This window comes from Ruegeria sp. CDSB136 (genome assembly GCF_059610965.1).
The window spans coordinates 1-12,714 of sequence record NZ_JBXWOP010000041.1 but is presented as its reverse complement, the minus strand read 5'-3'; the positions used below and the strand labels follow the sequence as shown (position 1 = coordinate 12,714).

13 protein-coding genes are annotated in these 12,714 nt (G+C 52.6%); 2 read left to right on the top strand and 11 right to left on the bottom strand.

Annotation, left to right across the window (positions count from 1 at the left end; all coding sequences use genetic code 11):
- Positions 1-313, top strand: a 313-nt coding sequence (locus AC2FIR_RS23610) for a hypothetical protein (protein ID WP_496763403.1), incomplete at its 5' end; no start/stop codon positions are given.
- Positions 314-440: 127 nt separating this feature from the next.
- Here AC2FIR_RS23610 and AC2FIR_RS23605 read toward each other — a convergent pair.
- The 11 genes from AC2FIR_RS23605 to AC2FIR_RS23555 form a co-directional block, all read right to left on the bottom strand.
- Complete coding sequence (locus AC2FIR_RS23605) at positions 441-1,397, bottom strand: sugar kinase (protein WP_496747854.1); 957 nt, start codon at positions 1,395-1,397, stop codon at positions 441-443.
- 4 nt (positions 1,398-1,401) lie between these two features.
- Positions 1,402-2,472, bottom strand: a complete 1,071-nt coding sequence (locus AC2FIR_RS23600) for an iron-containing alcohol dehydrogenase (protein ID WP_496763400.1) — start codon at positions 2,470-2,472, stop codon at positions 1,402-1,404.
- A gap of 431 nt (positions 2,473-2,903) precedes the next feature.
- Positions 2,904-3,779 (bottom strand): SMP-30/gluconolactonase/LRE family protein, encoded by an 876-nt coding sequence (locus AC2FIR_RS23595; RefSeq protein ID WP_496747856.1) that lies wholly within the window; start codon positions 3,777-3,779, stop codon positions 2,904-2,906.
- Positions 3,779-4,549 (bottom strand): SDR family NAD(P)-dependent oxidoreductase, encoded by a 771-nt coding sequence (locus AC2FIR_RS23590; RefSeq protein WP_496747858.1) that lies wholly within the window; start codon positions 4,547-4,549, stop codon positions 3,779-3,781. The genes AC2FIR_RS23595 and AC2FIR_RS23590 overlap by 1 nt, the downstream gene beginning before the upstream one ends.
- The gene (locus AC2FIR_RS23585) at positions 4,539-5,747 is read right to left on the bottom strand and encodes an aminotransferase class V-fold PLP-dependent enzyme (protein ID WP_496747859.1); all 1,209 of its coding nucleotides are present in this window, start codon (positions 5,745-5,747) and stop codon (positions 4,539-4,541) included. The genes AC2FIR_RS23590 and AC2FIR_RS23585 overlap by 11 nt, the downstream gene beginning before the upstream one ends.
- Positions 5,744-6,793 carry an ABC transporter ATP-binding protein gene (locus AC2FIR_RS23580; protein ID WP_496747861.1) on the bottom strand — a complete coding sequence of 350 codons (1,050 nt, stop codon included), beginning with the start codon at positions 6,791-6,793 and terminating at the stop codon, positions 5,744-5,746. The genes AC2FIR_RS23585 and AC2FIR_RS23580 overlap by 4 nt, the downstream gene beginning before the upstream one ends.
- The gene (locus tag AC2FIR_RS23575) at positions 6,790-7,305 is read right to left on the bottom strand and encodes a RidA family protein (protein WP_496747863.1); all 516 of its coding nucleotides are present in this window, start codon (positions 7,303-7,305) and stop codon (positions 6,790-6,792) included. Before AC2FIR_RS23575 ends, AC2FIR_RS23580 begins: the two co-directional genes overlap by 4 nt.
- Positions 7,302-8,369 (bottom strand): iron-containing alcohol dehydrogenase, encoded by a 1,068-nt coding sequence (locus AC2FIR_RS23570; RefSeq protein WP_496763397.1) that lies wholly within the window; start codon positions 8,367-8,369, stop codon positions 7,302-7,304. The genes AC2FIR_RS23575 and AC2FIR_RS23570 overlap by 4 nt, the downstream gene beginning before the upstream one ends.
- The gene (locus AC2FIR_RS23565; protein WP_496747866.1) at positions 8,350-9,207 is read right to left on the bottom strand and encodes a carbohydrate ABC transporter permease; all 858 of its coding nucleotides are present in this window, start codon (positions 9,205-9,207) and stop codon (positions 8,350-8,352) included. The genes AC2FIR_RS23570 and AC2FIR_RS23565 overlap by 20 nt, the downstream gene beginning before the upstream one ends.
- Positions 9,204-10,085 carry a carbohydrate ABC transporter permease gene (locus AC2FIR_RS23560; protein ID WP_496747867.1) on the bottom strand — a complete coding sequence of 294 codons (882 nt, stop codon included), beginning with the start codon at positions 10,083-10,085 and terminating at the stop codon, positions 9,204-9,206. Before AC2FIR_RS23560 ends, AC2FIR_RS23565 begins: the two co-directional genes overlap by 4 nt.
- Before the next feature lie 86 nt (positions 10,086-10,171).
- Complete coding sequence (locus tag AC2FIR_RS23555; protein WP_496747868.1) at positions 10,172-11,539, bottom strand: ABC transporter substrate-binding protein; 1,368 nt, start codon at positions 11,537-11,539, stop codon at positions 10,172-10,174.
- Between the two features lie 201 nt (positions 11,540-11,740).
- Here AC2FIR_RS23555 and AC2FIR_RS23550 point away from each other — a divergent pair, with 201 nt between their 5' ends.
- A complete protein-coding gene (locus tag AC2FIR_RS23550; protein WP_496747871.1) occupies positions 11,741-12,427 on the top strand; it encodes a FadR/GntR family transcriptional regulator in 687 nt (228 codons plus the stop codon).
- Positions 12,428-12,714 lie beyond the last annotated feature (287 nt).

Sequence of the window (12,714 nt, the reverse complement as noted above, 5' to 3'; positions counted from 1 at the left end):
CACCAACACCATGATTTATATCGGAAATAACACGATCACGACAGCGGAAACAGCGACTTACTTGGGGAATGTGGGTTCTAATCGGCAGTCTTGGTTCGCCAAAGTTGCAAACGATTATTCGGAAACTAAGCAAAATTTACCCATTACCCGCAGTTGCTTACCACATCCAGCCGCCGCATTGCTGCCCATTGAAGCTTCCATTCCCTACACCTGTAAAGTTAACTGCAAAAGGAATTCACTCAGAGCGCAAAAGACTGGGCACTACTGTTCTCTACAATTCGAGCAAAGCGAGCATTCATTTATGCAGCGATAGGTCACCAAACTTAAACCATTTCGGACACTTCAAGGTAGCACTGTAATTCTCGCCAAGTCAGAATTGCTCAAGACGAAAGGCGTTTATGCCGAAAATGCGATAAGACCACATCTATAGGACACTAGAATCACCAATCATCAAATTTGGATTTAGGAACAACCGCGCCTTTAAAACTAAGGACTTGATACACAAGATCTTGAGCATCCTTTAGCGCGGCAGTTATTTCACTGCCCAGAAGTCGAGCAGCGAGGTATGCTCCGTTAAATGCGTCCCCAGCTGCGGTAGTGTCGACAACATCGACAGGATCAGGCTCAAGCGAGGTATCTCCCTCTCCGTCGCTGCGAACAGTGGTTCCGTTCGCGCCATCTCGCAGAACAATTTCCTGAATGCCTCTGGAATGAAGGCTGTCCAAGGCTTGGGATTTTGAAACCTTTCCATAGATATCATTGATGTCATCCACCGAAGGAAAGGCCACATCCGTAGTCGAAAACATAGCGTCATAGTGGCTTTGCGCCTCAGCTACTGTGCCCCAAAGCACTGATCTGTAGTTGGTGTCGAACGCAATGACCGTGCCTCTGCCTCGCAACTCCTCACATGTCTCGATAAGTCGTTCTCTCTGATTTTTTTCAAGAATGGCAAGAGTAATGCCGCTGAGATAGACAACGTCAAAGCGCTCGAGATCACGCAGATTTGGTCGATCTTGTTGAAACAGCTGTCGCGCAGCGGATTCGGATCGCCAATAAGCGAAAGAGCGTTCGCCATGATCGTCTGTATTGACAGCGTAAAGCCCAGGATATCGACTCTTGATACTTCCAATTAGGCTACAGTCGATGCCTTCGCTCGCAATTGCTTCAATCATCTTTTGCGAAAGCGGATCACATCCTAGACATGTCAAAAAACTCACGGCTATGTCACCTCGGCAGACTGAACGAGCGAGATAGATAGCAGTGTTAAGGGTGTCGCCGGCAACGGCGATGGAAGCTGAGTTTTTAGACAAATTAATACTTGAAAACTCGACCATGCATTCACCAATCGAGGCAACGCGAACATTTTTGCGACCTCTGATTTCATCCAAAGTTGCCATCGCATTAGATCGACTTGTATTTGTAAGCAGTATCCAGGCGCTTTCTAAGGTCTGCAATAAAGCCATCCGATATCGGCGCGTCGTGGGCGATCGAATGCCAAAGGCCGACTTCATTCACATAAGCGCGCATCGACCGAAGCCCCTCTTCGAATTGATCCCAACTAAGCCCCATCGCTTCTGGCCTGATATCCAGCCCGATGCTCGAAATGGTGTCCAGCATCTCATCCGCACCATCTTCGTGAAGCATCGATCCGACCAATACGCCCAACCCAACAGGCTGGCCGTGTAGGAATTTTTTGCCAGTCATTTTTTCCAAGGTGTAGAACAGGAAGTGATCCGTTCCTTCAATGTGTCTTGGACACCAACCTGCGCCATGGTAAGTGGTTCCCCATTTCAGACCGTCGACCAGAGCCTCAATCCCGCGGTCATTCATGTCGCGAATATTGTCGATGTTCTCGACGATTGTCCTTACTTTCGAAAGCGACTGCTGAGCCAATCCTTCGTCAAAGCGCCACTTGTCCTCGATCTGCCCTTCCCTTTCGGCATAGCGCCAATCAAGAACACCTGTGTGAAAACATAGTATATCCCCGATCCCGGACCAGTTAAGCGCTGGTGGGCAGGCTGCGAGAACATCGTAGTCGATGTAGATGGCTTCGGGTACGGCCCACCCCTGATAAACCACTTTACCATCAATCCTGATCCCAGACCGTTGGCCGTAAACTGCATTGACCGAGAGCGCCGTCGGCGCCTGGAAAAAGGGAAGATTCAAGCGCCAGGAGAAGTATTTTGCGACATCCAACGCCTGCCCGCCCCCGAGGCCAACGATGGCTCGAATTTCACCGAGTTTAGTTACATCCTGCTCAAGGTCGCTGCGTTCTATTGAGCCACAGAAATAGGTCTTGCAATCCGCTCCTTCGAAGTGATGACCAAAGATCGGCCAAAGGTCTTGCATCGTGACGACCAGGAAAGGAGGATTAACGAAATTCCGAAATTCACCCAACAAACCCCTTCCAAAAACGGTGGGAAAGCCATAGTTCAATGCGCTGTGAGCGTGAGAACACTGTAGATTTGCCATTTACTACTTCATCCTTGGTTTGTGTGATGAGATATTCGGGACCAACAATTCGATGGTGACTGGAGCGAGGTCTCGAAATGCCGCAACCGGCCAAAGCGTCGGGTCAGAACAATGTATCGATGCCCCTAGGCCATCGTACTTTTCCGACCTAGACACGTTTGGCGAAGCACCAAGACATTCATCGACCGCAACAATGTGGGTCTCGGAGAAACCGGCCTTTCCCAAAATCCGTGAAACACTCAAGCAAGAAAAAAACAGTTCTGGAGCACTGCCGGTTGGCAAACTGATCACCAGGTTCGGTTTATCCTCAGTCAACGTGATCACATTCTCCGCTCTCGCTTTGACCCTCGTGCCTTTCGTGTTGGCGACCACCGGGTTTAGGGGATCAGGCGCCTCCTGCCGACAGAGCAATGTATGATTTGTAAGCTGATTCATCGTTTCAAAATTTCGGAAAAGCTGAGAAAATCGTGCTGCTTCAAACGAGGCGCAGAAGGGCCGCTGTGTCCTGCATCGAAAACGAACAGGTTACCTCCTTGATCCTCAGGCAAGTCATCGGAGGCGTCCAAACGCGCACTCGCTGCAAAAACCGTACTGCCACGAAACGCAACAGAGGTTATCCTTTGTGCAGGCATCAAAATACGGCGATCAACGGAACCGTCTGTCAGATACCGGGTGATACAACCGCCGTCCCAATGCGCGGACCAAAGCCCGCCTTCGTCGTCGCAGATCATGCCATCTGGATAACCCTGAGCCTCGGGCAATTCGGCGAAAACTCTGCGCTCACCCACTTCTCCCGAAATCGGATCAAACGGGGCGGAATAGATAATACGTTCAGGGGAATCCGCAAAGTAGATGAATTTTCCACAGGGGCTGAACGCTGGGCCGTTAAACACCGTAAATGACCAGGAGAGTTCGACCAATTCACGGCCCAAAACCCACATGCGGCCATTTGGTTTTTCTTCGTCGCGGTCGCGGCTTCCGAAAATCAAAAACTTGCCCGAGGGATGCACTGCTCCGTCATTCAGAACTTCGTCGACCCCAAGCCAGTTCTGGACCAGTGGAACACTGTCTACGAACAAACCGTCTGCTCCCCCCGCCAGGATACTTCCACTTTGCGTTAGGCAGGCAAAGGCAGCGTTTTGACCCAAATTCAACTCTTCTTCGTAACCGTCTGAAAATAAGCGCCACGCTTGGCTTTCTGGAATATCCAGCCACAGTATCGAGTCGCTGGCCTTGTCGTAACGCACGCCTTCGCCTAGGACGGTATTTACCTTGCTGGGCTGACGGATATCCGGGTTAGAAGCCATCAGTAAGTCGCACTCAGACCACCGTCGACGCAGATCACCTGACCGGTGACGTATCTGGAAAGGTCAGACAAGAGATAGACATAAGCACCCGTGCAATCTTCGGGCGTACCCGGACGTCGTAGTGGTATTCGACCTTCCGCGATATAGTGGCTCTTGAAGTCATCTGCCTCGTGTTCATGCAGACCTTCCTCGGTCAAAGCCATGCGAGTGTTGATGAAACCAGGAGCCACAGCGTTGACCCGAATTCCCTGTGAGCCAAAATCCACTGCCATGGATCGAGTTAACATTAATAAGCCACCTTTTGCGGTCGCATATGCCGCCGATCTGGGCACCCCAAAGAATGCTTGAGTGGACAATGTGTTGACAATTGCCGGGGTGGCGGAATTGCCGAGCTTGGGCAAGGCCGCTCGGGTAACGCGCAGTGCCCCAGTCAAGTTCGTGTCCAGAACTTGGGCAAAGCGGTCGTCGGTGACCGCCCCTGCATCACCAATATCGAGCACAGCGGCATTATTGATCAGACCATCCAGTGCGGGCCAATCGCTGATATCGGACAGCGCGGTCTCAATGCTCACTGGATCGCTAACGTCCAATGCACAATGGCGCAATCGGTCGGAGTACTCTTTTAAGCCCATTGCCGCCTGATCTAGGGCGGTGCAGTCCTTATCCGTCATCAGCACATCGCCACCTTGCTTTAGGCAGGCCCGTGCGACCGCAAGACCAATGCCCCGCGCTGCGCCGGTCACAAGAATACGGCGCCCCTCAAGAAGCATTGCCTTCTCCCGTCCAGCTCAACGCCGAAGTTGCTCTTGCGCGTTTGACATCACTCCAGCTCTGTTGCAGCCCATTGCATTCGGATCGATATCGCGCCGCTTCCTCTGTGATGGCATCGGAAACCAATTCTGCCTCCTCCGGCGTCAGGTTGCAGGGATCCAAATAAATTTCCTGCCACTCAATAAGATCATCGCGAACGATAATACGTGGGGTTCTGGCCGAGAGCCGATCCGCCAGTTCCCACGCATTAAAGCCTGCCACTTTGGGGTTAACGGTTATTTGCAGGCGTGTGATCGGGTTTCCGGTCCAGTCCGCGTGCCGATCCAAGGAAAACCCGGGAACACCCGACAGGTCCCTGATCCAACCGTCAACGATTGCTTCTTCATAGGATTTCGCCGTGTCGTGATCGCGTTTTTGCCACAGCTCCAAAGCCGCCATTGCGCCGACCACGCTTTCTTTCCCAGCTTTCATCGTGCGCCCAATACCATAGTGTTGCAGGTACGTGGCCCGTATTAGATTAGAATCTCCGGCAACAATCCCGCTTGTGACGCCACCCAAAAACTTATGGCCGGAGTAGATGACTGCGGATGCCCCCATCTCAATGGGCCCCCTAAGATCGTATTCCGATGCCATGTCGACAATGACCGGAACGTCGAATTCTCGGCAGCAGGCAATGAATAGGTCCATTGGCAGTTCGTTCTCTTGCACCGTGTGGTGTGACACCACATACATAGCCGCAGTTGCGCCCACCTGAAGCGCAGCGCGCAGATGCCATTCTTCACATGCGGCTGCAGTTCCAATCGGAACAACATCAGCGCCGGCCAAGCGAATAGCCTGATCCACTGGCGCGCCGTAGTTGATCATATGCCCCATCGGCAGCAGAACACGGCGCTCGCAGTCCGTCTGCGGCAGCATTTCAATGCGCGCTAGATCGATTCCGGTCAAACAAGCGGCGACAGTTTGGGTCAGAGCCGCAGCCGAGCAGGCCGTGACACAGCCGGCCTCAGCGCCGGTGAGGCGGGAAATGACCGAGCATGCGCGCGCTTGCAGCTCGTCCATATCTACAAAGGACGCCAAAACCTTGTCTACAAGTGCACGGGTGGATGGTGCAACGCGGGACGCGCCGATGCTTGTCATGGTCCCCGCCGCATTGATCACCGGCGTCAAACCCCATCGTTCAAAAGGGTCGTTAGTCATTGCAACCGCTCCCCACCGTCAGCGTTAAAAACGTGCAGGTGCTCCGGGCGAATTCCCAATGTTACGCCCTGGCCCGGTGCTACACGACCGCGTATCTCGCCCCCGGCGCGCGCAGTCAGAACGGTGCCGTGTGCTGTAGTCAGATGTATAAGTGCCTCGTGGCCCAGATCCTCCATGCGATCCACACATGCCGACCCGATCCCAAACCCTTCACTCTCATCGATTGTTACGTGCTCTGGGCGGATTCCCAGCAGTGATCCTGAACGCGGCGCAATTCGACTATCCACTGTTTCCGCCCCTGCAAGAAGCGTGTCAGCAGTGACAAGGTTCATTCGGGGGCTGCCAATGAACCCCGCTACAAAGGTGTTTGACGGGCTTTCATATAGCTCGATCGGAGTGCCAACCTGCATGACCCGCCCTCTGTTCATAACTGCGATCCGATGTCCCATGGTCATCGCCTCGACTTGATCGTGCGTGACGTAAACCGTTGTTGTTCCAAGCTCCTTTTGCATCTGAGAAATCTCTCCGCGCATCTGCACCCGCAATTCAGCATCCAGATTGGACAATGGTTCGTCAAAAAGAAACGCAGACGGTTCGCGGATCATTGCGCGTCCAAGGGCGACCCGTTGAGCCTGTCCGCCCGACAGCTGGCGAGGCTTGCGATCAAGCAACTCGCCAAGGCCCAACATCTGAGCTACGCGATCCACCTCCGAATCTACGGTGGCCTGATCAGTTTTGCGAAGCTTCAGTCCAAATGACAGGTTTTCCCTAACCGACATGTTTGGAAACAGGGCGTAGGATTGAAACACCATCGAGATGTTTCGTTCGGCCGGTGTCAGATTGTTCGCGCGTTGGTTCCCGATCATCAAGTCACCCGAGGAAATACTCTCTAGCCCAGCGATCATTCTAAGAGTGGTGGACTTTGCACATCCCGATGGGCCGACAAGCACCATGAACTCGCCCTCGTGCACATGCAGGTTGAGGCCCTTGATCACCTCGACATCGCCATAGCGTTTTGACGCGTCCACAAATCTAACTTCACTCATCTCTGTGATATCCAATCAGGAGAAATCGAAATTATGGCATCGATCTCAACGGTAATATTCCCCGGCAGCGATCCCATACCAACAGCCGCACGCGAATGCCGCCCACGCGACCCGAAAACGTCACAGAAAAGGTCGGAGCATCCGTTGATCACTTCGGGGTGGTCTGCAAATTCAGGGACGCTGTTAACCATTCCAAACACTTTACGGATTTGCGCGACATGCTCGAGCGAACCCAGTATCTCTTTCATCGCGCTGATCAGGACCAAGCCGGTCCGCATCGCGTGATGACGAGCTTCTACAACACTCACGTCGAGACCAACTTTGCCTTGGGCCAATTGCCCATTCTCCAAAAGTGGACCTTGACCGGAAAGATAAAGCGTTGTTCCGTCGACCGATCCAAGATCGAAATTTCCAACGGCATCAGGAACTTGCGGAAGCTTCAATCCCAGCGCCTCCAGTTGGGTCTCGGGTGGTGGTGAGTAAAGTGATTTGGTTCTTGGTTCGGAGCTCATATTGAATACGCCTCCTCAATCTTTTCCCGCGCCTCTGTCAAAAAACTGTCCGTGACGACGAACTCGTTTGCGATGCCGAAGGCGAGGTTTTCACGGTCCACGAAACCCATAAGACCCCGCATCGCATCAAAAACATCATCCCAAGTGACACCTAACGCTGAAGGTCGGATATCGACCCCGAGTGAAACAACCGCTTTCAACAGCTCGTCAGCGCGGTTTGCGTGCATCATTGCGCCAATCGCAAGGCCCAGACATACCGCCTGTCCATGCAGAAACTTTTTACCAGTCCCAGCTTCGAGCGCATAAAAGATATAATGTTCAACACCTTCGATGTGACGTGGATTCCAGCCGGCCCCATGATACGATGCACCACCCCATTTCAGGGCATCGACCATGATCTCAATTCCACGCGGGCTGAGCTCCTTAATCTCATTTAACTCGGCCAACGCAGCTTCGGCCTTGGACAATGAAATCTGTGCTAAGCTTTCGTCATACGGCCAACGCTTCTCGCACTTCCCATGGGCATGAGCGAAGCGCCAGTCCATGACCCCGGTTATGAAACAGAACACGTCGCCCACACCGCCGATATTCAATGCGCGGGGTGCATCCTTAATAATATCCAGATCGATGTAGACTGTTTCCGGCACAGCCCAACCTACATATTTGACGACGCTGTTCTCTCGCACGCCAGCGCGGTGGCCGAATACGGCGTCAACAGACAGGGACGTGGGAAACTGGAACAGCGGTAGGTTTAGGCGCCAGGCAAAGTATTTGGCGGCATCTATAGCCTGTCCCCCGCCGAGCCCGACGATCGATGCAACATCCGAGAACATGGCGAGATCGCTCTCAAGCCGCGAGCGTTCCATAGACTCGACAAAGTAGACTTGGGCATCCTGTGGCAAGGCCGGACCGAAGATGGGCCACAGATCCTCCATCGTTACGATCAACATTTTCGGACGCACAAAATTTGGAATCTCTGCCAACAGGTTACGTCCGAAAACTGTAGGAAACTGATCAATATCGGCTTCTTTGAATGGCATATTCTCAACCCTTGACTGCGCCAAGGGTCAACCCTTTGACGATGTGTTTTTGAGCGACGATGGCAAAGATCAGCATGGGGATAATCGCGATGATCGACGCCGCCGTCATTGCCCCCCAATCCAGCGCGGCATAACCGCGAAAACTGGTCACGCCCAACGTGACCGTTTGTGCCTTCGAAAATGTGAGACCCAAAGCAATTGCGAGCTCGTTCCAGATCCAGATGGCATTCAGGATCGCTGTCGCTACCATCCCCGGCAAAGTGCAAGGAATGTAGATTTTTGTCAGGATTTGAAAATTGCTCGCCCCTTCTATTCGGGCAGCTTCATCAATCGCGGGATTGATTTCCCGAAAGAAGGAACTCAGCAGCCAAATGGACAATGGCAGCACATGTACCTGATACATCAACGCCAGGCCGATATGCGTGTCATAAAGACCCGTCCACTGATAAAGCGAGAACATCGGAAGCACGAATAGGAACTCGGGCAGCATATAGGCGAGGATCAACCAAACGCCGACGATGTTCCGACCCCGAATTTTCATCCGAACAAGTGCGTAGGCAGTCGGGATTGCAATCGCCAGTGACAGCGCGACACCAATGATTGTCACGATCACGGAATTTAGGAAGGTGTACTTGAACGTATCGTGCGTCCAAAGTTTCAGATAGTTCGCGGTCGTCGGATCAAATATCCAAAGGGGCGGGTTGGCCAACCCGTCCTTTTTGGATTTGAGAGAAGTCGCAAGTACCCAATACACTGGGAATAGGCTGAACAATACCATCGCGCCGGTGAAGACGTATGCCCACCATGTCGACAAACGCTCCGTAAGACGGGACTTTTGCGGCAGGTGTGTGGTAACGCTCATCCCCTTTCCTCCATGCGCTGTTGCAGCATCTGAAGAGCCAGTGCAATGAAGAGGATTAGCAACGAGAACAATATGATCGTCGCCATCGCTTTGCCAATTTGCTGATAGCTAAAGGCTGTTCGGTAGACAAATGTCTGCACAACCTCGGTCGCCATTCCCGGGCCGCCGCCGGTTGTACCGAAGACGATGTCAAAGATCTTCAGCGTATCTATCGCGCGAATGATGACCACGGTTATCAAAAGTGACCGAAGCATTGGTAGCTTGATCCGCCAGAAGATTGTGAACTCATTTGCGCCTTCAACGCGCGCAGCTTCAATCGGGTCAACGGGCAACCCGCGAAGGCCAGCAAGCAAGATGATGAAAACAAAAGCGGTTTGCCACCAGACGTCCACCGCGATTATTGACGGCATGGCCGTTGCAGCAGAGCCGTAAAACGCAGAAGGCCCAAGACCGACAGCACCAATAAGATGGTTCACGATTCCAAGAAACGGGTCGAACATCACCTTCGACATCAGGGCCACAACAATGCCCGAGACCATAAGCGGCAACATAATTAACGCACGGATCAGATCAGTTCTTATGGATAATTTATCCACCTGAACCGCCAGATACAAACCCAGAGCGACTTCGACCGTTGTTGCAAATGTCGCGAAAACCACAGTGTTTCGCATAACCGTCCAGAACTCGCTGTCAGAAAGAAGAGCGGTGAAATTAGACATGCCGACATAGTCAAACTGGTTGCCCCAATTCCAGTTGGTCAGCGACACCACCATCCCGAATCCAATCGGGTAAAGCGAGGTCATCGCAAGCACCAAAACACACGGCAGGATGAACCAGAATGCGGATGCACTGCCTAAGGGTTTGAGCAAAGAGGTCATGTCACCTTGCTATCAGAAAAGTTGTTTTGATGTTGTGAGGCGTTGCTCTGGGCCGCAAAGGATTGTGGCCCAGAGTTGTATATGGCTCAGTTGGCAGCCAGCTTCTTGAAGTCGGCCTGCGCCGCGGCGCCAGACTCAGTTGGGTCGGCACCGCCATAGATCTCCTGAATGACATCGACGATGCGAAGCGCGAATTCGCTCCAACCCGCGCGCTGGACCACCGAAGTTTGCGAGTTTGGCATGGCTGCGGCCACTGCATCGACATATCCCTGCGGGAAGCTCGCTGCATAGTCGGCATCTTCCCAAGTTGACAGTCGTGGTGCTCCGCCATGGAATTTACCAATAGTTGTCGCGTTGTCCGCGTTCGACATGTATTGAATGAACAGCCAGCCAGCCTCGGGATTGGTAGCGTTCTGCGGAATGCCATAGCCCCATTGCCAATGCGCTGTATAAGGATCGCCCCCAGCATTATCGACGGGGATCACGGAATAGCCGATCTTGCCCGCAATCGGGCTTTCATCCGCGTTCTCGAAGCCTGGGGCAAACAAACTGGCATCAATAAAGAATGCAGCACCTCCAGCCTGGAAGAATTGCGAGGCGTCGGGCCAGTCCATCGCCTGAATGTTGACAGGGCCAGCCTTCATCAACTCAGCATAATTGGCCAGGCCACGCACGATATCGGGATTATCCATTTTCGGGTTGTCCCATCCCCCCTCGAACCAGACGTTGTATGGAGCAGATCGATCGGCCGGCCCGACCGAGTTGTTTACGAAGCCAGTGATTGTGTCGATCAACGTATCTGACCGAATTCCTCGCAACACCGCACCAGCAACTGCACCGTCGCTATCTTCTTTGACTTTCTGCGCAGCTGCGATCAGCTCTTCCATTGTGGCCGGCATTTGGCCACCCAGGTATTGATCGACATGGTCCATGTTTGCGAACAGGATGTAAGTCTCAAACGATGCCGGGATACCGTGATACTCCCATGATCCGTCAATGTCGTATTTGGTGGAATCCATGAAACCTGCAGGAATGTCTGCCAAGTTGTAGTCGGGCGCAGTTAAGTCGGGATTGTCGATGAAACCCTGGAGCGAATGAACTAATCCGTTTGTATGCTGCGTATATGCTGTGGAATCCATCGGCAGAAAATAGACGTCCATCTGCGAATTACCACCCGTTCCCCTAAGGGCAACCTCCATCCGGTCGAAATACAGGTCTTCAGCCATTGTCTGCAGATTTACTTCGATACCGGTGTCGGCTTCGAACTGATCCATAACTGCGCGCACCCCATCGGTCACCGGATGTTCAGGCATCATTACAGTGACGGATTGGCCCGAGAGTTGGTCCCAAGAAAATTCCGCAAGGGCATCTGAAGCAGATAGGCCGAACGCCAGAATTGAGCCGGCGGTCAGAAGGGTAGCGCGAAAGTAATTTTCGCGGCGCTGAATGGTCATCGTTTCCTCCTGTTGATAGCTGCCCCTAAGGGGCATTGGTCAACCGAATCTCTATTTTTTTGGAAGCGGTCAACCAATTAGGCTAACAACGCGACCAATTGTCAACTTAATTCAGTGAATTTTGGCATTTCAGTCATGAGAACTTGGCATTTCGTCCCGACTATGCGAATGGTTGACCACTTGAGCAACTTGGACGCCGATATGAAAAACCGAGCCACTGACCGTGTTTATCAGGAGATCCGAGATCTGCTTCGGTCAGGTGAAATCCAGCCGGGGCACCGAATTCCGAACGAACGCAAGCTTGCCGAATCTATGAACGCCTCACGCACTCAGATAAGGGATGCGCTTTTGGTTCTTCAACGTGATGGTCTGGTGGAACGCAAGATAGGCAGTGGTACCTATTTGTCTGAACGAGCAGCGCAGATCATTGAATTGGACGAAGCGTCCGTTGATATGTCGCTCGAGCGGTCACATGACTTCCACGAAACGCTTGAAGCCCGACTGTTGATCGAGCCATCGGTCGCAGCTCGGGCGGCAGAAGCTCCAACTGCCAGCTTCTTGAATGATCTGGATGATGCTCTGGAACGGATCCTCGTTGCCCCTACATGGCTGCAGTTCAAAGAGGAAATCTACGGTTTCGCTAGGCTCTACTACGTCGAAGCTGGCAACGGATTTCTGTGTTGGACTTTTGACCAGATTGTCTCTGCGCGCCGCGCTAACAAGTTTGACGGCGGCACAGATCAGGCGCCCGTTGCAAATCTTGTACGCAAGCATTTTCATGACCGTCTTTCAAAGATCGCAGATGCGATAAGGTCAGAAGAACCCGAAATGGCTCGCTCAGAAGTAGAGAGTTTTTTAGTCGGCATGGCCGCATCATCGGCTCTATAAACATAACAGGTTTAAAGGTTTCCAAGAACATTTTGACGGGGTGAACGCCCGACAAAAACTATTACCAACTGACAAGCCAGTTAAATGAGTAGGTCGTAGCGGCCCATACTTCGAGAGCCGGAAACTTCACCTAGTGGTAGTCGATTGACGTATGTCCGCTTTCGCGACGGTTAATAATTCCGTTCGCATCAGCAGCGAACGACTGGTTTCCGCCGATATTGTTGAAAAACAACGTGTTGCTGGCGCAGAGAGAGGCGTACCGAACTGAGCGCGAGTGCCTTTCTTGT

What these genes read in the sequence shown, in the direction of transcription:
- AC2FIR_RS23605 (WP_496747854.1), bottom strand. Translation starts at nt 1,397, where the DNA reads ATGGCAACTTTGGATGAAATCAGAGGTCGCAAAAATGTTCGCGTTGCC.
- AC2FIR_RS23600 (WP_496763400.1), bottom strand. Translation starts at nt 2,472, where the DNA reads ATGGCAAATCTACAGTGTTCTCACGCTCACAGCGCATTGAACTATGGC.
- AC2FIR_RS23595 (WP_496747856.1), bottom strand. Translation starts at nt 3,779, where the DNA reads ATGGCTTCTAACCCGGATATCCGTCAGCCCAGCAAGGTAAATACCGTC.
- AC2FIR_RS23590 (WP_496747858.1), bottom strand. Translation starts at nt 4,549, where the DNA reads ATGCTTCTTGAGGGGCGCCGTATTCTTGTGACCGGCGCAGCGCGGGGC.
- AC2FIR_RS23585 (WP_496747859.1), bottom strand. Translation starts at nt 5,747, where the DNA reads ATGACTAACGACCCTTTTGAACGATGGGGTTTGACGCCGGTGATCAAT.
- AC2FIR_RS23580 (WP_496747861.1), bottom strand. Translation starts at nt 6,793, where the DNA reads ATGAGTGAAGTTAGATTTGTGGACGCGTCAAAACGCTATGGCGATGTC.
- AC2FIR_RS23575 (WP_496747863.1), bottom strand. Translation starts at nt 7,305, where the DNA reads ATGAGCTCCGAACCAAGAACCAAATCACTTTACTCACCACCACCCGAG.
- AC2FIR_RS23565 (WP_496747866.1), bottom strand. Translation starts at nt 9,207, where the DNA reads ATGAGCGTTACCACACACCTGCCGCAAAAGTCCCGTCTTACGGAGCGT.
- AC2FIR_RS23560 (WP_496747867.1), bottom strand. Translation starts at nt 10,085, where the DNA reads ATGACCTCTTTGCTCAAACCCTTAGGCAGTGCATCCGCATTCTGGTTC.
- AC2FIR_RS23555 (WP_496747868.1), bottom strand. Translation starts at nt 11,539, where the DNA reads ATGACCATTCAGCGCCGCGAAAATTACTTTCGCGCTACCCTTCTGACC.
- AC2FIR_RS23550 (WP_496747871.1), top strand. Translation starts at nt 11,741, where the DNA reads ATGAAAAACCGAGCCACTGACCGTGTTTATCAGGAGATCCGAGATCTG.